This is a genomic window from Brasilonema octagenarum UFV-OR1 (assembly GCF_963888615.1).
GTDB classification, from domain to species: domain Bacteria; phylum Cyanobacteriota; class Cyanobacteriia; order Cyanobacteriales; family Nostocaceae; genus Brasilonema; species Brasilonema sennae.
In genome coordinates, this window is record NZ_CAWPKW010000273.1 from 12650 (window position 1) to 34162 (window position 21513).

The 21513-nt window shown below is 42.7% G+C and carries 18 protein-coding genes; 10 read left to right on the forward strand and 8 right to left on the reverse strand.

Going from position 1 to position 21513, the window contains the following annotated elements; all coding sequences use genetic code 11:
* Positions 1 to 18 precede the first annotated feature (18 nt).
* Together phnE and AC5590_RS22950 are read left to right on the forward strand one after the other, a co-directional pair.
* Positions 19 to 813 (forward strand): phosphonate ABC transporter, permease protein PhnE, encoded by a 795-nt coding sequence (gene phnE, locus AC5590_RS22945; protein WP_169265711.1) that lies wholly within the window; start codon positions 19 to 21, stop codon positions 811 to 813.
* 229 nt (positions 814 to 1042) lie between these two features.
* Positions 1043 to 2593, forward strand: coding sequence for a GMC oxidoreductase (locus AC5590_RS22950; RefSeq protein ID WP_169265712.1), 1551 nt, complete (start codon positions 1043 to 1045; stop codon positions 2591 to 2593).
* Between the two features lie 160 nt (positions 2594 to 2753).
* On the opposite strand, the gene AC5590_RS22955 is transcribed toward AC5590_RS22950, so the two are convergent.
* Positions 2754 to 3428, reverse strand: coding sequence for a (2Fe-2S) ferredoxin domain-containing protein (locus AC5590_RS22955; RefSeq protein ID WP_169265713.1), 675 nt, complete (start codon positions 3426 to 3428; stop codon positions 2754 to 2756).
* 43 nt (positions 3429 to 3471) lie between these two features.
* The gene (locus tag AC5590_RS22960) at positions 3472 to 3720 is read right to left on the reverse strand and encodes an Asr1405/Asl0597 family protein (protein ID WP_169265714.1); all 249 of its coding nucleotides are present in this window, start codon (positions 3718 to 3720) and stop codon (positions 3472 to 3474) included.
* 502 nt (positions 3721 to 4222) lie between these two features.
* Between AC5590_RS22960 and dpsA the strand changes: the two genes are divergently transcribed.
* The 6 genes from dpsA (at position 4223) to mutT (ending at position 13105) form a co-directional block, all read left to right on the forward strand.
* Complete coding sequence (gene dpsA, locus AC5590_RS22965) at positions 4223 to 4777, forward strand: DNA starvation/stress protection protein DpsA (protein WP_169265715.1); 555 nt, start codon at positions 4223 to 4225, stop codon at positions 4775 to 4777.
* A 532-nt stretch (positions 4778 to 5309) separates the two neighbouring features.
* Positions 5310 to 8558 carry a carbamoyl-phosphate synthase large subunit gene (carB, locus tag AC5590_RS22970; protein WP_169265716.1) on the forward strand — a complete coding sequence of 1083 codons (3249 nt, stop codon included), beginning with the start codon at positions 5310 to 5312 and terminating at the stop codon, positions 8556 to 8558.
* Between the two features lie 247 nt (positions 8559 to 8805).
* The gene (locus AC5590_RS22975; protein WP_169265717.1) at positions 8806 to 10014 is read left to right on the forward strand and encodes a sulfate ABC transporter substrate-binding protein; all 1209 of its coding nucleotides are present in this window, start codon (positions 8806 to 8808) and stop codon (positions 10012 to 10014) included.
* A gap of 762 nt (positions 10015 to 10776) precedes the next feature.
* Positions 10777 to 11733 (forward strand): RNA polymerase sigma factor, RpoD/SigA family, encoded by a 957-nt coding sequence (locus tag AC5590_RS22980; protein ID WP_169265718.1) that lies wholly within the window; start codon positions 10777 to 10779, stop codon positions 11731 to 11733.
* Positions 11734 to 12202: 469 nt separating this feature from the next.
* Positions 12203 to 12553, forward strand: coding sequence for a DUF760 domain-containing protein (locus AC5590_RS22985; protein ID WP_169265719.1), 351 nt, complete (start codon positions 12203 to 12205; stop codon positions 12551 to 12553).
* 144 nt (positions 12554 to 12697) lie between these two features.
* On the forward strand, positions 12698 to 13105 hold the full coding sequence (gene mutT, locus AC5590_RS22990; RefSeq protein ID WP_169265720.1) for an 8-oxo-dGTP diphosphatase MutT: 408 nt from the start codon (positions 12698 to 12700) through the stop codon (positions 13103 to 13105).
* On the opposite strand, the gene AC5590_RS22995 is transcribed toward mutT, so the two are convergent.
* The 4 genes from AC5590_RS22995 to AC5590_RS23010 form a co-directional block, all read right to left on the reverse strand.
* A complete protein-coding gene (locus AC5590_RS22995) occupies positions 13097 to 14653 on the reverse strand; it encodes an ATP-binding response regulator (RefSeq protein WP_169265721.1) in 1557 nt (518 codons plus the stop codon). The two genes, mutT and AC5590_RS22995, sit on opposite strands and share 9 nt — an antisense overlap.
* The gene (locus AC5590_RS23000; protein ID WP_169265722.1) at positions 14641 to 14787 is read right to left on the reverse strand and encodes a hypothetical protein; all 147 of its coding nucleotides are present in this window, start codon (positions 14785 to 14787) and stop codon (positions 14641 to 14643) included. Before AC5590_RS23000 ends, AC5590_RS22995 begins: the two co-directional genes overlap by 13 nt.
* A gap of 313 nt (positions 14788 to 15100) precedes the next feature.
* Positions 15101 to 16303 (reverse strand): histidine kinase, encoded by a 1203-nt coding sequence (locus tag AC5590_RS23005; RefSeq protein ID WP_171975810.1) that lies wholly within the window; start codon positions 16301 to 16303, stop codon positions 15101 to 15103.
* 761 nt (positions 16304 to 17064) lie between these two features.
* The gene (locus AC5590_RS23010) at positions 17065 to 17214 is read right to left on the reverse strand and encodes a hypothetical protein (RefSeq protein ID WP_169265723.1); all 150 of its coding nucleotides are present in this window, start codon (positions 17212 to 17214) and stop codon (positions 17065 to 17067) included.
* A gap of 45 nt (positions 17215 to 17259) precedes the next feature.
* Between AC5590_RS23010 and AC5590_RS23015 the strand changes: the two genes are divergently transcribed.
* Positions 17260 to 18672, forward strand: a complete 1413-nt coding sequence (locus AC5590_RS23015; RefSeq protein ID WP_169265724.1) for an S-layer homology domain-containing protein — start codon at positions 17260 to 17262, stop codon at positions 18670 to 18672.
* Between the two features lie 131 nt (positions 18673 to 18803).
* Here the strand turns inward: AC5590_RS23015 and AC5590_RS23020 are convergent, their stop codons facing one another.
* A complete protein-coding gene (locus tag AC5590_RS23020; RefSeq protein WP_169265725.1) occupies positions 18804 to 19400 on the reverse strand; it encodes a glyoxalase-like domain protein in 597 nt (198 codons plus the stop codon).
* Between the two features lie 381 nt (positions 19401 to 19781).
* Between AC5590_RS23020 and AC5590_RS23025 the strand changes: the two genes are divergently transcribed.
* Complete coding sequence (locus AC5590_RS23025; protein ID WP_169265734.1) at positions 19782 to 20420, forward strand: sigma-70 family RNA polymerase sigma factor; 639 nt, start codon at positions 19782 to 19784, stop codon at positions 20418 to 20420.
* A gap of 90 nt (positions 20421 to 20510) precedes the next feature.
* Here AC5590_RS23025 and AC5590_RS23030 read toward each other — a convergent pair whose 3' ends face one another.
* Positions 20511 to 21395, reverse strand: coding sequence for a hypothetical protein (locus AC5590_RS23030; RefSeq protein ID WP_169265726.1), 885 nt, complete (start codon positions 21393 to 21395; stop codon positions 20511 to 20513).
* Positions 21396 to 21513 lie beyond the last annotated feature (118 nt).

Sequence of the window (21513 nt, forward strand, 5' to 3'; positions counted from 1 at the left end):
GCGAACTCTGTTTTAGTAATGAAAAAATTTTCTCATGTTTGGAAACGCTTTTCTTGGGTGAGTCGCCTACTCATCCTGTGCGTTGTTGTTTTGGTTTATGGTTGGGCGTTGCAAGGTTTGAAAGTTGATTTTGGACTCCTAAAGCAGAGTTTGTTCAACATCATTGATTTTGTGTCACGCTTGTTTCCCCCAAATACCAGTTGGGATATTTTCAACAAAACAGTCAAAGCACTTGTAGAAACTGTGCAGATGTCTGTGATTGGAACAACTCTTGGGGCAATGCTTTCTCTACCGATTGCGATCGCTAGCGCCCGTAATGTCGCCCCTGTTTGGCTGCAATGGTTAGCAAATTTTTTGCAAAATGCTGTCCGTTCTGTCCCTTCGATTATTCTTGGATTATTATTTGTCGCTGCAACTGGACTCGGTCCTTTCGCAGGTACATTAGCTTTAAGTATTTACACAATTGGCTACCTAGGAAAATTCTATCAGCAAGCTATTGAAGCGGTTGACCCTCGTTCAATTGAATCTTTGCAAGTCGCAGGTGCATCTCGCATACAAATTGCTCAATATGGTATCTTGCCTCAAGTATTGCCCTTAGTATTGGGCTACACCTTGTGGATGTTTGAGTACAATATCCGTGCTGCCTCAGTTCTTGGTGCTGTTGGTGCTGGTGGCTTTGGTTTTGAACTAAAAAGTTATATAGATGGCTTTGAGTACACTAAGGCAACGACTATGATTCTGATACTGTCGGTAGTCGTGACTGTGATTGATGCCCTTAGTAGTAAATTACGTCAGCGTTTGGAATCAATGTAGTTATCTGCCAAATTGGATTGTTGCTTTTTGTTGAAAATAGCCTGTATGACATCCTGAGGAGATGTGATACGGGCTTTTCAGCATCCTACGCCTTTTTTGTCAAAATCTTGGCAATTTGGCAACCAACTGATTGTAACGAGTGTAAAAACTGAATATACCTAATTTGAATAGGTAATCTAAATTTCATGCCATAAAAAAATTTATTTTTGAAAATTGTAGGAGATTAAGTATGTCTCGGGTGCTGAAGCGTCGTCAATTCCTTCAGGGTTCGCTTGCGGCTGCGGCGAGTGTGGGTGTGTCTGCCGTTCGTGCTTCTGCTGTTCGTACTAAAGAAGATTATATTGAAGCAATAGTTATCGGTAGTGGTTTTGGTGGAGCTGTCGCATCACTGCGCCTTGGTCAGGCAGGAATTGAAACAATTGTACTGGAGCGGGGGCGACGATGGCAAATCACCGACGCTGGTGATACTTTCTCCACATACCAGAAACCAGATGGTCGTTCTACTTGGCTGAGTCCGACTACGGTAATATTTGACCAGGTTCCCATTGATGTGTATACTGGCGTCCTTGATATCAAAAGAGGTAATGGGATAATTGCCTATCGGGGAGCAGGTGTTGGAGGCGGTTCGCTTGTCTACAATGGGGTGACTTATCAGCCGACTCAAGAACTTTTCTATCAAGTCTTCCCACGCACCATCAACTACGAAGAACTTGATCGGGTTTATTATCCGCGAGTACGTTCTATCCTCAAGCCTTCTCAAATACCAGACGACGTTCTACAGACTAACTACTATTTGTCAAGCCGGATTTTTCTGGAGCAAGCAGCAAAAGCAGGTCTAAAAGCTCGCAAGCTTGACATGGCTGTTGATTGGGACATCGTGCGCCAGGAAATCGCAGGTCAAAAGGTTCCTTCCGCCATCACAGGTCAAGTGTACTACGGTATCAACAGTGGTGCGAAAAACAGCTTAGACCGCAACTACTTGAGCATGGCTGAGGCGACTGGAAAAGTGGAAATTCGACCCCTACATGTGGTCACTGCGATAGAGGAATCTGATAAAGAGCGTTTCCGAATAGTCTGCAATCAAATCAATGAACAAGGGACTGTGATTGCCCAAAAGTCTTTTGTTTGTCGTTATTTGTTTTTGGCAGCTGGTTCGATTGGAACCACTGAACTTCTGCTGCGTGCTCAAGCAAATGCTACATTGCGTCGCTTGAACAATCAGGTAGGGAAGTTCTGGGGGACTAATGGCGATGGAGTGGGCGCTGTCATTACGAATGGTCCGACTAATCCTACACAGGGAGGTCCAGCAGCGACAGTTATTGAGCACCTAGACAATCCAATTGCCCCGGTAGTCACTGAGCAACTCACCTTTCCCATTGTCCCAGAAGGTGTCATTACTTCTGTTGGTCTGGCAATTGCCAAACCGGAGGGGTATCTCACTTACAATACTTCTACCCAGTCAGCTGATTTGTTTTGGCCTAGCAACTCAGCTAATAATCAGAAAAATGCTCAAGCTCTTGAGTATACCTACCAACTGCTGAACCAAGCTAATAGTACGACTCTGGCTCAACCGCTTGACTTTAGTTCTACAGCTCACCCCCTTGGCGGTGCAACAATAGGTGCTGTATGCAACACTTATGGGCAGGTTCAGGGGTATCGTAACTTATTTGTTGTTGATGGCTCGCTCATCCCAGGCTCGACAGCCTGCACTAACCCCTCGTTCACCATCGCTGCTTTAGCGGAACGCTGCATGGATCGCTTTCTCAACCGGAGTACTTGAGATCAAAAAAACTGAAATGATTATTTATCAGTCATCAGTTGTTTGATAACTGATAAGTGTTGACTGCAAAAAATAACAAGTCAAAATTTGAACAAAAACAGTAATAAAATTCTTAGTAGATCTTCCCATTAAAAAATAGTGACACAAGTGCTATTACACCTCAGTCTTCTATAGACGTAGTAACTTCACTTCCGTTATCCCGCCTGCCATTGGTGCTGTTAGCAGCAAAATATTTATCCATAAGTGCAGGGACTTGTGCAGCTTTTATCCGGCTGTAGCGAGTTTTATCTGGCATGACTAAGTTTGGTCCTGCTTTGCAGTCTTTCATGCAGCCAGTTCCTTTTATTGTGACTTCTGATTCCAAACCACGAGCACTCAAAGCCGCTTCCAAAGCTTGACAAACCTCTTTGCCACCGCGTTTGATGCAATCAGACTTTTGACAGATCAATATAGTAGCTTTTTTGGGCTTGGCGTTATTAATGGCTGGGGTGATGGGCTGATTGGGTGATGCGGTGACTCCTTTGTCAGCATCTGCCAATCTCCCAATCTCCCCATCTTTATCAAGAGTACGAGCCGCGATCACTTGCTGTGCTTTTAATTTTACTTCTCCGGTTTTCGAGTCAAACTTTTTCTCGCCGGTAACTTGCAACCGTGTACCTGGTGGTAACCGTAAGTCAAAAGCAGCGCGTAAATGTTTAGCCAGTTTGATGTAGCATTCCCCCTCAGTAGTTTCCAGTCGTAAGCCTTTGAGCTTATAACCATCTTTGATGACGAAATCGAGAAACTTTCCCTCAAGGCAGAATTCTGAAACGTCGGTTTTGTAGGATTTACTCATTTTTTTGACCAATTATTAACTTGTGTTGTGGCAACACTAAGCATTAACTGCGATATTGCCAACATTTCTTGAGATTCCTAATTGAGTCTTCGCGGCAAATTGTAAATTGCTGCACAACACTCCAAAGTTGTATGGCTGCTGTAGGATTGCTAATTTCAACTGTTAACGGCTGGTTCGTTTGACACCAACAAGGAATGTCTAGTTCCTGCAAGCGTCGATATATTTGCCACCTATCTGCCCAGTTTAACTCAACAGTGTATTTTACTTGCGGTTCTACAATTGACGGTTTCAAAACAATCCCCCTAAAAGTGCAATAGCTTTGCAGTAAGTGTGCCCCTTGACTCCCATGATTTTTTTCAATCGGAACTGAGCACAACTCATCATTAATTAGGGTTCGGAAATCAAATGTATGCCAAAAGAGGGAAATTAATTGTCTTTTAACCCCATTCCGAACCCGTTTTATGGTGACGTGTGTTTAGCCTCTTACATAAGAATAACTTAAGTGCAAAGTTTTCTCAGTAATTTTGGAAAAAAAATTAGAGTAATAAAGATTTTTAAACTATATTATGTTCAAAAATTATAAATGCATATTTACTAAAGAGTGTCAATACTATTTATAACTTTTTGCAAGATTTGTGTGAAAATCTCTCAAAAGGAATGAAAGTTGTCGCTTTTTTTTCACAAAAAGGTCAAAAAATCGTGATATAGATCGAGCTTTTTATCATTTTTTCGATGCTAAGATGTAGAGATTAAGAAGTTAGCAACTATATCTACCAGAAGCTAGGAGAAGCACAATGTCTGAAACGCAAACTTTGTTACGAAATTTTGGTCAAGTATATGACAACCCTATCCTTTTGGACAAAAGTGTAACCGAGCCAGTCTGTGAAGGATTTAATGTTGTATTAGCTAGTTTCCAGGCACTTTACTTACAGTACCAAAAGCATCATTTTGTCGTTGAAGGTGCAGAGTTCTACTCTCTGCATGAGTTTTTTAACGAAGGTTATGATCAAGTCCAAGAACATGTTCATGACATTGGAGAACGCTTGGATGGACTAGGTGGAGTACCTGTTGCTAACTTACGCAAATTGGCAGAATTATGTTGCTTTGAGCAAGAACCTGATGGCGTATATTCTTCCCGTCAGATGGTAGAAAATGACCTGAAGGCAGAGCAAGCAATTCTTGGCGTGATTCGCCGCCAAGCCGCACAGGCAGAGAGTTTGGGCGACCGTGCTACCCGTTATTTATACGAAAAAATCCTGTTGAAAACAGAAGAAAGAGCTTATCACTTGGGTCACTTCCTTGCCAAGGATAGTTTAACTTTGGGATTTGTTCAACCTGCTTCAAACTAACAGACTCGACTCACACTCTCAGAAATAGAGAGTGGTTTAACTAGACTAGAAAAAAGCTGTAAGCACTGGTTCTTAAACAACTATAAGAAATGGCAGAGAGAAGGATTGTTTATCTCTCTGCCATTTTTCATGTAAGTCAACAAAAAAATATAATCTTTAACCTTTAGGGTTGTTAGAAAAAATAGTTAGTCATTCTTTTTTTTTAAAGCCTGAAGAAAAAACTAAATTTCTCGTTCAAATGTTGGTCAAAATTGATTATTGGATTGTTGAGAAATATATTTATCCTAAATGAAAAATAGTTGCAAACAATATTGAGATCCCTGATGATGAATAAAATAAAACTTCTAAAGAAAGGGGAATAAAAAACACCAGACACGGATAGGACCTAAAGAAAAACCTGTAACCTATAACCTGCCCTTTACCTCCCGGTCTATAAAAGAACTAACAAAAGTTGATAATAAACAAAGTAAGTCATGGGTGAAGACCCTTAAAATAATCAGGATTTATATTTTTTTACTCCAAACCAAGAACTATGCCCCGTCGTGACGATATCAGAAAGATTCTGCTACTCGGATCTGGTCCAATCGTGATTGGACAAGCCTGCGAGATTGACTATTCTGGCACCCAAGCTTGTAAGGCCCTGCGAGAAGAAGGTTATGAAGTGGTGCTGGTCAACTCGAATCCTGCCACAATTATGACTGACCCGGAAACAGCTAATCGTACCTACATCGAACCGCTGACACCGGAATTGGTTGAAAAAGTCATCGCAAAAGAACGTCCAGACGCCTTACTACCAACGATGGGCGGGCAAACTGCCTTGAATATTGCCGTAAGTTTGGCCAAAAGTGGAGTCCTGGAGAAATACAGTGTTGAGTTAATTGGCGCTAAACTACCAGCAATCGAGAAAGCCGAAGACAGGAAACTTTTTAACGAAGCAATGACAAAGATCGGAGTGAAGATGTGTCCTAGTGGGACAGCTTCATCTCTGGAAGAATCCAAGGCGATCGCCAAACAAATTGGCAGTTATCCCCTGATCATCCGTCCGGCTTTCACAATGGGTGGTACCGGAGGCGGTATTGCTTACAACGAAGAAGAATTTGCAGAAATGGCGCAAGCAGGTATAGACGCCAGTCCCGTTTCGCAAATTCTCATCGACCAATCTCTCCTCGGCTGGAAAGAATTTGAACTAGAGGTAATGCGCGACTTAGCAGATAACGTTGTGATTATCTGTTCCATCGAAAACCTTGACCCGATGGGTATCCACACCGGAGACTCTATCACCGTCGCCCCTGCTCAAACCCTTACCGATAAAGAGTACCAACGACTGCGGGATATGGCAATTAAAATTATCCGCGAGATTGGCGTGGAAACTGGAGGTTCCAACATCCAGTTTGCCGTTAATCCCGTCGATGGAGATGTGATTGTCATTGAAATGAACCCTCGTGTCTCTCGTTCTTCGGCTTTAGCTTCCAAAGCCACAGGTTTCCCCATCGCCAAGATGGCGGCGAAGCTTGCGGTTGGTTACACGCTCGATGAAATTAAAAATGATATCACCAAAAAAACTCCAGCATCTTTTGAGCCGACGATTGATTATGTAGTCACAAAAATTCCCCGCTTCGCTTTTGAAAAGTTCCCCGGTGCGGAAGAAGTGCTGACAACACAAATGAAGTCGGTAGGAGAAGCGATGGCGATCGGGCGGACTTTCAACGAGTCCTTCCAAAAGGCATTGCGTTCCCTAGAAACTGGACGCGCTGGATGGGGTTGTGACAAAAGAGAAAAATTACCCAGCGGTGACCAAATTCGCGCCCAACTGCGGACACCAAACCCTGAGCGTATATTTGCTGTGCGTCATGCCTTACTTACAGGAATGACGACTGAGGAAGTCTACGAGTTAACGGGTATTGACCCGTGGTTCTTGGATAAGATGCAGGAACTGCTGGAGGTGGAAAAGTTTTTGAAGCGGACACCATTGCAGCAATTGACCAAAGACCAACTGTATGCAGTCAAGCGGAAGGGATATAGCGATCGCCAAATTGCCTACGCCACCAAAACCACAGAAGATGAAGTCCGGCAATATCGCAAACAACTGGGTGTGATTCCAGTTTACAAAACGGTAGATACCTGTGCTGCGGAATTTGAGGCATTTACTCCTTATCACTATTCGACTTACGAAGAAGAAACGGAGATTCTGCCCACGGATAAACCCAAGGTGATGATTTTGGGAGGTGGCCCTAACCGGATTGGGCAAGGTATCGAGTTCGATTACTGTTGTTGTCACGCTGCTTTTGCTTTAAAAGACGCGGGATATGAGACAATTATGGTTAACTCCAACCCGGAGACAGTTTCGACTGATTATGATACGAGCGATCGCCTCTACTTTGAGCCGCTGACAAAAGAAGACGTCCTCAATATCATCGAAGCCGAAAACCCAGTTGGAATCATTGTCCAGTTTGGTGGGCAAACTCCGTTAAAACTGTCCGTTCCTCTCCAAAAAGCGATCAGCACTCATACTCGAATTTGGGGGACTCCTCCCGACTCCATCGACGCAGCAGAAGACCGAGAGCGGTTTGAGAAAATTCTTCAAGAATTGAATATTACCCAACCGCCGAATGGTATTGCTCGTACCTACGAAGATGCCTTGGTTGTTGCCCAACGCATTGGTTATCCAGTGGTGGTGCGTCCTAGTTATGTGTTGGGGGGAAGAGCCATGGAAATTGTCTACTCCGATCCTGAACTAGAACGTTACATGACTTATGCCGTGCAGGTGGAACCAGAACATCCAATTCTCATTGATAAGTTTTTGGAAAATGCGATTGAAGTGGATGTGGATGCGATCGCCGATCACACCGGACGCGTCGTGATTGGTGGTATAATGGAACACATCGAACAAGCAGGAATTCATTCTGGGGATTCTGCCTGCACGATACCTTCGATTTCTTTACCAGCGATCGTTTTAGAAAAAATCCGTAGTTGGACTGTGCAGTTGGCAAGGGCACTCAATGTTGTCGGGTTGATGAATATTCAGTTTGCTGTTGTTGGTACGCAAGGTTATTCACCCCAGGTTTATATTCTAGAAGCCAACCCTCGTGCTTCTCGCACGGTACCATTTGTGTCTAAAGCAACTGGTGTGCCACTGGCAAAACTCGCATCCTTAATTATGTCGGGTAAAACATTAGAGGAGCTAAACTTTACCCAAGAAGTTATTCCAGACCACATTGCCGTTAAAGAAGCCGTTTTACCATTTAATAAATTTCCTGGTACTGATATCATTTTAGGACCAGAGATGCGCTCTACTGGTGAGGTGATGGGTATTGACAACGATTTTGGACGCGCCTTTGCCAAAGCAGCATTGGGCGCTGGAGAGCGTTTTCCCTTAAGTGGTACAGTATTCTTCTCCATGAACGATCGCGATAAAGCGGCTGCAGTTCCACTTGTTAAAGAATTTATCAGTTTGGGCTTTGCTGTGATGGCCACAGATGGTACACGTCGTGTTCTCCAGGAGCATGGTTTAGATGTAGAGTTGGTGCTAAAACTGCATGAAGGTCGTCCTCACGTGTTAGATGCAATTAAGAACCATAGAGTTCAATTGATTATCAACACGCCCTCTGGGGAAGAAGCCCAAAGTGATGGTAGACTCATTCGTCGCACAGCCTTGGCTTACAAAATTCCCATTACTACCACAATTGCTGGAGCAAAAGCAATTGTCGCTGCTATCCGTTCTTTACAAAATACAACTTTAGATGTAAAAGTCATCCAAGAATACACAACGGCGAAACCGTAGCATCCTTGGGGAGTGAGGCGAAAAGCAGTGCTCGACCAGAGCATTGGTGTCAACTGAATGTTCAAACCTTTATAAAGACGTTTATTTGACCCCATCTCATCAACTCCCCCCCCTCGCTTGAAAATAGGGCGGAGTAGTTCACTTAAAGAAAGATGAATGCCTGGTCAAACCACTGCTTAATTCACCTATAATTCCGCTAAAATACGGTTTATCTAAAAAGATGCCGTAATTAAATTGGAGAATTTTAATGAGCAAGTGGCAATATACAAAAAAATCAGAGGCGTACTCGATTGAGAAAATTCAGACTTACGTTGTTCAAGTCTGGCAAGGAATTAAACAGTGGAGCAGTAGATCAATAAAAAGTTGGTCTAACGGGCATTCTCTGCAAGGCTTTGTGTGCCTTTTTTTGGTAGGGATCAGCTTGAGCTTGGCGATGACTGCTTATGCCGCAAGTAGTAGCAATACTTCAAGAGGGACTCATTCTGGAAATCATCCCAGCCTGGTTGCTCAACAGAAAAATATTGAACTTAACCTCGTTTCTTTTTCTGTCACGAAAGCTGCCCATGATAAGATTATTCCTAAATTTGTAGAAAACTGGAAAAAAGAGCATAACCAAAATGTCACCTTTAAGCAAAGTTATGGCGCTTCTAGCCCTCAAGCTCTTGCGGTGATTCAAGGAGGGATAGAAGCTGATGTGGTACATTTATCCCTTGCTCCAGATATTCAAAAGATTGAAACAGCAGGATTGATTCAACCAGGTTGGGAGAAAGAATTTTCTAACAACAGTATTGTCAGTAAGTCTGTAGCAGCAATTGTGACCCGTAAAGGCAATCCCAAAGGGATCAAAACATGGGCAGACTTAGCAAAAAATGGAGTCAGTGTGATTACCCCGAACCCGATAACTTCTGGTAGCGCACGCTGGAACTTCCTCGCATTATGGAATGCAGCAACCAAAGCCTCTGGCGATGAGTCTAAGGCAATAGAGTTTGTCACTAATGTCTATAAAAATGTTCCGATCTTGCCTGAAAGTGCTCGTGAGGCAACTGATGCTTTTTTCAAGGGGGGCAAAGGGGATGCTTTGATCAGTTACGAAAATGAAATTCAGCTAAAAGCCTTAAATGGCGACAAACCTTTATACGTTGTTCCCGATGTCAATTTCTCGATTGATAACCCAATTGCGATTGTCGATAAAAATGTGGACAAGCACAGCACCCGTGAAGTGGCAAAAGCGTTTATTCAATATTTGTACACCCCTGAAGCTCAACAAATATTTGCCCAAACTGGTTACCGACCAATTGATCCGGGTGTAGCGCAAGCAAAAGAGTTCGTTGATAAATACCCTCAGATCAAAACTTTGGCAACAACTAATGATTATGGCGGTTGGGCTGTGATTCAGAAAAAGTTTTTTAGTGACAACGCCATTTTTGCCAAGATTCTACGCAGTGTCAACAATTAGGCCCGAAGGGCGTTGACGGCTAACACCAGTCCCCTGGGTGTGGGAGACAATGAAGGAACCTGTTGATTCGCAATCCTCGGATCAAACAAAGTAATATTTTTTTAAACTTTATAAGTGGTTTGATTGAAGTGCTTCACAACAGGTTCAACGTCGCCCAATGTTATCGACGGCTTGCAGACTTTAACAAGTAGATCTGTGACGTATTATTCTCCAGAAGGAAGATGGACTTAAATGTTGTTTTTAATACTTAAATTTTCATAAGAGCCTCATATAGTCGTTACTGCAAAAACGTCAACGTTAAATAAACGAGGCTGTACAGCACAAAATGATTATAGTTATTGTTGATTTTTGTTAATAATTCTTAGAAAAATGTCTTTTTTAATATAAAATTATGAAATAGCTTTCTTAAAAATGTCCAAAAGTAAATTCAGCTAAAATCACATTCAGCCGTTATAAAATGAGTGCCTGAGAGCTAGTCAAATATTCCTCATAAATGTTACAATTTTTAATAAAAATAAATAAGAATAATGTTCCACTGGTTACCTTCTATCTAACCGTAGATACTTGAGAAAAGGGGAAAAAACCTGTAAGTTCTAGCAATTAGGAATAAAATTTCCAGACCATTAGCCGCCCTTGTTTATGGAGCGCGAAAGTCGTGAAATACAGCATGGGTTCCCAGTCTAACTGGGTGGACATCCAAAAAAGGCATCTATCAGCCCGCTTACCGTTCTGTCAAACCCGTCGATACCGAAGAGTAGTGCCATGAAGACCGCTCAGACAGCCACAGACCTCGTGCGGACTTACCTGCGTGAGATTGGCCGTGTGCCACTTTTATCCCATGAAGAGGAAATACATTATGGCAAACAGGTGCAACGTGCAAGCATTCTGCAGGAAGTAAGGGAGTCTCTTGCCATTCAGTTGAGTCGTCAACCGACTCTAGAAGAGTGGGCAAAAGCGACAGAGTTAGAACTAAAAGAGTTGAATGAAGCAATTGCAGAGGGTGAAATTGCCAAGCGCAAGATGGTAGAAGCTAATTTGCGACTGGTTGTGTCTGTTGCTAAAAAGTACATCAAGCGTAACGTAGATTTACTCGACTTGATTCAAGAAGGTAGCATAGGGATGCAGCGGGGTGTAGAAAAGTTTGACCCGACCAAAGGATATAGGTTTTCAACCTATGCTTATTGGTGGATTCGTCAAGCTATTACTCGGGCGATCGCCGAAAAAGGTCGCACTATCCGCTTGCCCATCCACATAACAGAAAAATTAAATAAAATCAAGAAAGCACAACGACAACTTTCCCAGAACCTAGGACGAGCACCCACAGCTTCTGAGTTAGCTCAAGAATTAGAATTGACTCCCAGACAAGTCCGAGAATATATGGAAAAGGCGCGTGTACCGCTGTCTTTGGATTTGCGGTTGGGAGATAACTACGATACAGAACTAGGGGAAATGTTGGAGGATCCAGGAGTTTCTCCAGAGGAATTTGTTGCCCAATCTTCCCTGTCATTTGATTTAGAGCGTCTCATGGGGGAACTGACTCCACAACAAAGGGAAGTCATATCTCTGCGCTTTGGTTTAAATGATGGGCAAGCACACACTCTGGCGAGTATCGGTCAACTCCTCAGTATTAGCCGTGAACGAGTGCGGCAAATTGAGCGGGAGGCCTTAACTAAACTGCGTAAAATCAAAGCCGATATAAATGAATATCTAGCTAGTTAGTTAGTGATTTGTCATTTGTCATTCACCAATGACAAATGACAAAAGATAGCTTCTGCTTGCTGTCATGTACGACAAATAAGCAGTTACCAGTTACCAGTATTTGTTCCCCATAACCCTGTTCACTGTTCACCCTTCGGGTATCTCTATAGCCCTGCCTTGCCCGCACTCGCGTTCGGAGACGACACGCACAAGGGACAAGGGACGCCAGATGCCGTGAGAGCGGAAACCCTCATCAAGCACGCTTACTCACTGTTAACTGTTAACTGTTCACTGTTAAGCGTTGCCTACTATAACAATCAGGTGAAACAATCCGTTGCTTTTGGTACGGTTACACCCACTCCCACACTGTAACCAAACTGTTAGATTAGTCAGTAGCAATATAAAAAAGCTAAAGTGTTGTCTTACAGACGAAACATATTTACAGGGCTAGTCATATCGACCGCAGTTATAGTAGTCAAGGAGATATAACGTGAGTAACCCATCCAATCGAGTTTCAGAATCAGAATTTTTTAACAGTGAGTCAGAAACTGGTGATTTGCTCTGGCAGTATGTAAAATCATTAAGTCCTGAAACGGTTAACCAGTTATCTAAACCCGCTTCGCCCGAAGTTTTTCAAGTCATGGAGCGCAATATTGTAGGGCTTCTGGGTAACCTACCTTCTGAACATTTTGGTATCAGCATCACCACCAACAGAGAAAGTTTGGGTCGTCTTCTTGCTTCTGCCATGATCAGCGGTTATTTTCTACGTAATGCTGAACAAAGAATGAATTTTGAAGTAGCACTGCAAGGTTCTGACATTAATCATACTGATGCTGGTTAGCGGCTTGTGCTGAAAAACGAAAAAATCTTGCTATTCATTATACAATACAAGCTCGGCAAACAATCTTAATGTTTGCCGAGTTTTGATATAAATAATAGATAAATTTTTTCCACTTCCACCTCTGGCACTCTCTTAAAAACAAACATGAGTGAAACTGCTGTTCTACCTCATAAAATTATTGGCGTTGCTGTCATTTGGAATGACTTGGGAGAAATTCTCATTGATCGCCGTCGTTCGGAAGGTTTGATGGGTGGTTTGTGGGAATTTCCTGGAGGTAAAGTTGAAGCGGGTGAAAGTATCGAAGAGTGTATCAAACGGGAAATTTCTGAAGAACTAGCAATAGAAATAGAAGTGGGAGAGCATTTAATCACTATCGACCACACCTATACGCACTTGCGCGTAACCCTCATAGTACATCATTGCCGCTATGTATCAGGTGTTCCTCAACCAATTGAATGTGAAGAAATTCGTTGGGTTAGTTTGGATGAACTAGAAAGCTACACTTTTCCTGAGGCAAATAGTCAAATTATTGCTGTTTTACAATCACCGTAAAGTTCTTCCAGTAAGATTCTCAACGACTGCAATCAACTCAGCAGGCTCAACAGGTTTTGGCAGGTATATCTCGAAACCTGCTAAAAGTGCTTGCTTACGATCCTCTGCTCGGGCATAAGCAGTAACAGCAGCAGTTGGAATGTGTTTGCCAATCTTAGTTTCTAAGTTTCTCAACTTCTGAACAAGCGAGTAACCATTTTCTTCTGGCATCCCGATGTCACTGACTATAACATCTGGTGGAAAAAGTTCAATCATATTGAGCGCCTCGCTCACCGAGCCAACTGCAGTGACACTCGCTCCAACCTCCTCCAATACGATGCTTAGCAAATCTCGGGCATCTGTCTCATCATCAACGACTAGGACTTGTATACCATCCAAGCAAGAGGAGTTTGAGGAGGAGCAAGTTTTCTTTGTGATTTGTGCCATTCCTGTGGTTTTCAAAAACGGCAGGTTGAGTGTAAACGTGCTACCTTTTCCTAATCCTAAACTTGTCGCATAGATAGTACCGCCGTGAAGTTCAACAAGATTACGGACAATTGCTAGTCCCAGTCCAAGTCCAGTTTGCTTGCGAGTATTGCTACTATCTGCTTGACGGAAGCGGTCAAATATGTGTGGTAAAAATTCTGGGCTGATGCCTTGACCATTATCACTTACGCTTAGCTCTAGGTGGGTGTCAACTTCCGCTAAGCAAATTTCAACCTGTCCACCATGAGGAGTGAACTTGATGGCGTTTGAAAGCAAGTTCCAAACAATTTGTTGCATCCTGCCTGGATCTCCAGAAATCACGTATTTGGAAGAATTCAGCACAGTCTTAAGTTGAATCGCTTTCGCCTCTGCTGCTGGACGAACCACATTGATAGTAGTCTCGATCAAACTGACTAAATTCACCGGGCAGCAGTGTAACTGGAGCTGACCACGAATGATTCGAGAAATATCAAAGATGTCATCAATCAGTTGGGCTTGAGCTTGTGCATTACGCTCGATAGTTTCTATGGCACGAGTTTTAGTCGCTTCGTCAAAAGAACGATTGCGGAGCAGTTTAGCCCATCCGAGCATCGAATTCAGTGGCGTTCGTAACTCGTGGGAGACAACAGCAAGAAACTCATCTTTGAGGCGGCTAGCATCTTCAGTTGCTTGATGAGCTTGCTGTTCTCGCTGTAAGAGTTGGGAGAGTGTTTCTTCTACTCGCTTGCGTTCAGTAATATCACGTTGGATTGAAATCCAGTGTGTGTACCATCCAGTCTCATCTGCAACAGGCACGACACTCATCTCTACCCAGAACTCAGAGCCATCCTTGCGGTAGTTAATCAGCTCGAAAACCCCTGCTTCCCATTGCTCTAAAGTTTTGCGGATTTTGTCCAATGTTGCTCGGTTAGTCTTTGGACCTTGTAGAATACGAGGAGTTTTACCTAAGACTTCTTCTAAACTGTAACCAGTCGTGCGGGTAAAGGCTTGGTTAATATAGAGTATGCGAGAACCTGGCAAATTAATAGGTTCAGCTTCAGTAATCACGATGCCATCGTTGGCATTAACAACTACAGATTCCAACAGCCGCAGACGTTCTTCAATTTGCTTGCGTTAATAACTTGTAAACGCTCTTGTAAAGAAAGTGGCAAGTTAATTGCCACGGATGCTTGTACGATCGCCCACAGTTGATTCGCATCTTGCCCAGAACTACACATTGCTTTCCAACCTCAACTAACTTGCTCACAATGGTTTATAGCTCGGTAAGTTCAACATAAACCCGATCTGAGAGGGTAAAGCGGGTGTGCTGCTTAACTACCAAGCGAATTCATTCAGTAAATATATTTAGCTTGTTTACATAACTTTGCAAAGTATGAATAATTATTAAAATTATCTTAAGTTTCGTGACTCAATCTATAATGTCTTTGAATTTGTCTGGTTACACATCTGCCGTGAGGAAGAGGCTCAGGGGGAAGCTAAAGCAGTAAAGTTATCGAAACTCAGGTGAGTAAGAAAGTCTGAAAGATTTAGTTAATTCGGATACACTGGTAAGGTAAAATGGAACCATGCTCCACCATGAGGGGCGGTTTCTACCCATATTTGACCGTAGTGCGCTAGAATAATGCGCTGGCATAAAGACAAACCAATACCGTAGCCTTCTTTACCTTGATCACGCTCTAGGCGGTAATGATTTTCAAAGATGCGATCGCGGTTTTCTTCAGGTATACCAGGACCAGTATCGCCAACACTGAATTGAATTTTCTGGCTAGTACGGTGAAGTCCACAAACACTGATATTCCCACCTTCCGGTGTGTATTTGATAGCGTTATCCAGCAAGTTTATTAGCACCTGCCGTATGCGTTCTGGATCTGCATAAACATTGGGTAAATCTTTAGGAATATCTTTGTTTACGTTGTGGGATTTGGCGGTGTAGCGATCGCGCAATTCCTCTAAAACTTCAAGACAAAGTTTACCGATGTCTGTCTTTTGTGGTTGAATAAAAAATTCCCTGTCTTTACCATGACCTACCCGTAAAAGGTCAGTAATCATACGATCTATTGTCTTTGTTTGGCTACGGGCTTGCTTGAACAAATGCAGCGTCATTTTTGGTGTCAGACGCTCAAATTCACCTTTTTCTATGTTGTAATTAGATTGTAAGGTGTCTATGGCCATAGAAGCTGCAGTTAGCGGATTGCGGAGGTCATGAGCTAACATAGCTATCACCCGGTCTTTAAACTGGATTTGCTCTTGGAGTTTCTCTGTTTCCTGTTTGAGGCGAAAGACTTCATCTGATAGTCTCATAAGTTCGGCTGAAACAGCAACAGAACCGATAGAGGACTTGGGTTCTTTGACACGATCGTTGTGATCATGTTCGTGGAAATCACTCTCTAATTGTAAGTAGGCATCTATAGCGGCTTGCCACCGGGGCCACCAAGTTTTTAATTGACCAGTTATATTACTACCAGCCAAAATTTCTCTTGGCTCTGGATGAACTTTTATTAAAGCTGGTGTTGCTACCAGTTTAAAATGTTCCGCTAAATAGGGTTGTTGACCAACATCAACAATCTGAAGTTCAAAATTGTAGTCGGCTTCCAACTCTTTTAAGTAAGAGCGAATTCGCTGTACTTGTTGTTTGGACTTTGGTCGTCCATCGACAAAAAGTAACAGCTGTAGTGGAGCCTCAGAAGAAATAGGCTGATCCTGGGAAACTTGCATGTAATCGTGTTTCAGCACTGGTAACAAACCGACGACGCTTTACAGAAAGTAAAAATTAACTGGCGGTTGTCGATGGGAAGGTCGTTGTGTTTTTTATTTAATATCTATTTTAGATTTTTCAGACTCCTAACTTATATAGGTTTTTGAAATGAGATCAATTGTTTTTATCGTTTTGGTTCCTTTGGAGATGGAAATTGCTCCTTTGAGAGGGACTTTCCATTGAAGCTAAGTTGCAATATTGCTGTTCATAAATCATTAGTCAAATTCAAATGAAAGTTTTTCTACGGCTGTTGCATGACGACCGAAAATTATTTCAAGCACCAGTACAACAGTCCGGAAGCTTCCTGTGATTCATCACCTTCTGCAAAAAGGATCTTCTTGAGTAAACCAGTCGAGGTGTAACACGGGTTGCTGCACCAACAAAAGCTTAGGCAACTGATAGCCAAAGCCACAACATCATTCCCTTTGTGAAACGAAATCTCAAGACTTGAAGGAAACCGCAGAGGCGTTACACCACTTTATCTATAACCTCGACACTTAAGAACAGCGTTATTTATGGCAACTCTGTTCAAAGTTCAACACTGAAGTTTTCCAAGTATTGCCATATTCGCTTATATTTATTCAATAGAGACTATCCAAATCTGGCAGCATAGGAAAGTTTGTAAGCCGTCTAGGACGGACACTTTACCCTGATGCCTTTTTGCGAGGCTGCCGTTTGCGCTATCTTTATTCTGTTGTTCTTGAGTGAGGTAAACAGAGGATTTACTTTCAGCTTAGCACTAATGGTAGTTGCTGATAACCACCTGATGTTGCTTGATGATAAAGTTCTCCAAGGTTTTCAGATGACTCCAAGATAACTCAGTGCCTGCAATTATCAGACATTTTTCGTTATAACTATCATGAATGCTGAGTTGGTGCGTTTTTCCCATAGTCTTTTGCTAGTGTAGGAATTGACACTCGAATTGTAATTGCTTGTGGTGCGCTCTAAACATCCAGTTGTATTAGTGAGTTTGGCTGTTTTACTCACCTGTTTGACAGGCTGTGCCAACAGTCGGGCTGCCAAAAATTTTGAGCAGTCCTTGGCGGCTGATCCCAAACTAAAGGATAACCCAGTGACCTTTAGCGCTCAAGAGGTGCGCAGTAGCCAACAACCACAAACCCCTCAGGCGACAGTTCAATTGCCAAGTGATTTTCCCAAAGAGATCCCGTTGTACCCTAATGCCACCTTACAAGAGGTGACACCATCAAGCAATAAAAATCCCACTGTATCGAGTCGCTGGCTGAGTTCTGACCCTAGCAATGTGATTGCTAGCTATTATCGCCAACAGTTTCAAGCAAACAACTGGCAGATTGCGCAAGGGACTTCCACAGATGAGCCGAAAAGCTCTTTTGAAGCGCGGCGCAATGATATACAACTAAAAGTTTCCGTTCAACCGAAAACAGTTACCAACGCTGCACCCAACCAACCACAAACGTCAACTGAAATAGACATTTCATACTCACCATCATCCAATCAAGCAGCACAAGCTAAGCCAACTCCAACTCCTCAAGCTACGGAGAATGCTGTGCAATCTGGGGAGTCACAGTTAGTTAGTCCGGTGCCATCACAAGACTCGACAACACAACCAAATGCTACGTTAGATAACAAAAACCCTACACCAACTCCCAGTTCTGAACCCAAATCTCAAGAATTCAGCGATTTGAACAAAGTACCTCAAGAATTCCGGCAATATATTCAAGATTTGGCAGGATTAGGAGTTTTCAATGTAGAATCAAATGCGCTTAAGGGCAATAGTACCACAACCAACCAGTTTGAACCAGCTAAAGTTGTGACTCATCGGCAATTTGCCCATTGGCTAGTTGCTGCTAACAATGCGATGTATGCCAATAACCAAGCATTGCAGATTCGCTTGGCATCAGAAAGCTCTCAACCAACATTTCGGGATGTACCAAAAACTGATCCTGATTTCCGGGCAATTCAGGGATTAGCTGAGGCCGGATTAATTCCCAGTTCTCTATCTGGAGATTCCACAGCTGTATTGTTTCAACCGGATGCACCTTTAATACGGGAGCAGTTGATTCTTTGGAAAGTTCCCCTTGACACGCGTCAAGCTTTACCCTCTGCTTCTTTAGAAGCCCTTAAGCAAACCTGGGGTTTTCAAGATGCTGGGAAAATTGATCCGAAAGCATTACGGGCAGTTCTGGCAGATTTCCAAAGTGGTGAAAAATCCAATATTCGTCGAGTCTTTGGCTATACAACGCTATTTCAACCGAAGAAACCAGTCACTGGTGTTGAGGCTGCTGTTAGTTTATGGTATTTCGGTACTCAAACCGAAGGAGTTTCAGCCAAGGAAGCTTTGAAGTTGGCAGGTTCGCCAAAGCAGTAGTTTTCTTTTGTCATCAGGTTCACTATAGTCAAATTCCCGACTTCGCAGAAGTCGGGAATCTTGCAGCATTTCAAAATTAATGCGGTAGATTACTAAGTGCAGAATGTGAAATACGATTGCACGTTAGCTAACTAACTCGCTACTTCAGCCATTTCAATAATGCGCCCTTCGTAGTCCTTAACCAGAAAATTCAATGGCTTCTCGCTGCGAATCTTGAATTTTAACCCCCGTGTTTCCACTCGCATTAAAATCATTTCTAGGCAATCGCGGTCAAAGCAAACGTGGCGTTGCTGATTTTTATTGCCTAAACTTGCTCCCATAATAATGTGCAGCTGAGTATTTTTCTTTAGCTGATACCAAAGCCCCTCGCTAGCATTGCTCATTCTGCTGCCGGAAAAGGAGGGAGTGCTAGACAGGTAAAGCGGATCAACTCCCGTAGCACCTAAAGTTTGCTCGTAGTTGTAATAGTAGTGTAAAGGCACTTCAGCCGCTGGCAAATCTAGCTGTCCTTCATACAACTGTCGTGCCACCTCCAAATCTGACACCATCACAGTATGTACTTTTGGGGCACTGGTAAGAAACATCCACATCGCACCAGCATAGGCTGCTAGTAGCATCACCATGATACCTTGGGTAGAGAAAAGGCTATCTAACGGCAGGGATGGCAAAAAAGAACCTAGGATGAAACGCTCGATCAGGAACTGTGACATGCTAACTGCTATAACCATGAATAATCAGCTAATGTATAAAGAGATTCGCAAACGCTCGCTTTTAAGTTTAAGTCTATGTTTATAGTGTATCAAGACCAATAAAATATGACTCCTAAATCTCAAATTCAACGAGCCAGCAAGTCTGATTAGTCTATTAATATGGGAAGCATAACAGAAGGTTGCTTTAAAATATACCTGTAAAAGTCACACAGCCAGTACCTTGTTCATACGTATGATGTAAAAATAAAAACAATCCTTCACAACCCAAATTATGTAGCAGATAATTGAATCATCAAAAAAGCGCGCAAATTTCTGCTCAAAGCGCGTTTGCACCTAGCAGCTCAAAAGTTCCAGTTTTTCAAAAAGCGTTCCTACCACTCATAATTAGTCATTCGGATGGTGCAAATTCCTTATTTCGCGGAAGCTCATCACCCATTAATAAAGTCACTCTTCTATCACACTGACAACGAACTGGTGACTCTTGTTCAGCAAAACCCCGATGCAGGTAGATACTTCACAGCGATTTTTTGTCGCTATAACCCGATAGTCTACACCTTGATTCGGCATTCTGCGCGATCGCCTGTGCAAGCTGATTATCTTTTTGCGCTCACCTGGCGACATATTTATTACGAACTGATTGGACTTGATTTAAACAATAGCCAATTTGCCAAAGATAATCTCACTATGCAAAATTGGCTGATTAATATGACAGCTTACTGTATAAACGATATTCAACTCCCTCCGACAGAAGCAATTCATTATTCTATCAAGACGACTTCTCCACCATTATTGTGTTATGTAGAACAAGCATTAGACCAATTGCCACCCATTTTGCGATTAATGGTTTTGATGGCTCAAACCTTTCGTTGGAGCGAAACTAGAATTGCTGCTTACCTGCAAGCTGAAGGAGAAACTATCAACCCAAACGAGATAGTACATTTTCTTCAAGAAGGTTATCGTATGATGGAAGAGAAATTGCCAACAGATATCCGCGCCATCTACCTAAGTGAAAATGTTCTTCAACCTGGAAGTGCCTAGAAACGTGGTTTAATATCTTTCATAAAAAGATATAGCAGCCATTTGCTAAGTAGGCAAATGGCTGCCTTAGAAAGTGAAAATTGTAGAAGCCTAATTCAAAAAGACCTTACCATCTTCTCGAATTCTCACTACACCCTGAGTATCATTAGCATTTCTTTGTTCACTTAAAGAAAGCTCTATCATTCCTGGCTTGGTAGATATTGGAGTAACTTTTACAAAACCGTTATCTTGACGAATGGTGCTGATACTCACAGGGAGTGGCAGGTTTTGCAGTACAACTTCTTGACGACCAGAAAGAGTCCGCTGCCCCGTGTACCCGATCGCTTGATAGCTGATTCGAGCATTGGTGTTATTTTTCAGCCTTACAGAAACTTTGCCATTGGTCGGAGTCACCAGAGCAATCGGGCTTTGGCCTTGTTGTGAAACACTGGGTACTACGACTGAATTTTGTCTTTGTTGATTGCTAGGGTTATTGCCAGATTGAGAGGATGTCCTGACGCTATAATTGCCTGTTGACCCATTACTGCTGTAAGTACGAATCTCCGATGATGAGCTATTCGTGTCTTGTCCAGTACTCGTTGTTGTTGACTGTGTCTGGCTGCTGTAACTTTCGGAGCTATTATCAGAACGGTTGTTGTATGGTGTTTCACCGCCCACACCCTGCCTCATTTGTTGTTGTGATGGTGTTGGTTCATTAGAAACACTCCCTGGAGTGAGACGCCCTTGCTGTTCTAGTTGTCGAGTGAGTGCGTTGGGTGGACATCCTTGGGGAACCAAGACTCTACTGTTGTGAGGTTCTTGGTAGAAAATGCTGGGACAGGGGTTAGTTTTGGAGTTAGTTTGTTGCGGGGGTTGCTGAAGTACAGATTGCTGAGCCATTGCTTGAGGAATTGCTGGCAAGCCAATCAATAATCCACCACAAATAGCTCCTAAAAATTTAGTAGATCGACTGAGTTTTTGGTATTGCTGGTTCATACTGATCTCCTATGTAAAAGATTGAAATCTTTGAATGATCTTAAAACTGTTGCAATTAGTTGCTTGTTTAAGGCAACATATACAAGACTGTTAACTTGTCGCTTGGCTATGCTTGCTT